The sequence below is a fragment of the Vibrio sp. 2033 genome, assembly GCF_033339735.1.
Window position 1 is genome coordinate 1 of sequence record NZ_JAWOVC010000789.1, and the last position, 526, is coordinate 526.

Sequence of the window (526 nt, forward strand, 5' to 3'; positions counted from 1 at the left end):
GTTGTTTTTGAAAGAACAAGGTTATTGTCCCCACCTCCACGCCAAACTTTTTAATTTTGGTCAGGTTGAATACGTGTTTGTCATCTTGTCGGTAAAGCCAATCATCAAAGGCAACAGTCACTGTCGAGTCGTCCATTTTTAACTCAAAGTCATATTGCCATTGCAGAGCGTTACCCTGCTCTTTTCCGTTTGCGAAACCAATAATGTCATCTGCTTTGCCTGTATACCTGCCATCCTCTGCTCGAGAAATAGTCCAAACACGCTGGTCGGTTTCACCATCGTCAAAAACAAAGTCCTCAACAAGAACCAATTCATCACCCGTTATCGTACCGACAATATCAACCTCAAAGCGGCGTGTTTGTTTCTCGGAATAATCTTGCACCATTCCCCATGCCTTCACATTGCCATCAAAATATTCAAATAAATTAAATGGCGGCGTAGATGCTTGGTAATTGTCTATATCCGCCGAGCAGGCACTCAACGTAACAACAACGCACGCAGCAAAGTATCGCAATATCGTTTTAAA

1 protein-coding gene is annotated in these 526 nt (G+C 42.8%); it reads right to left on the reverse strand.

What is annotated here, in order from left to right; all coding sequences use genetic code 11:
• A partial coding sequence (locus tag R7P74_RS29100; RefSeq protein WP_318124192.1) for a DUF3833 domain-containing protein occupies positions 1-517 on the reverse strand: 517 nt, incomplete at its 3' end.
• Positions 518-526: the final 9 nt, after the last annotated feature.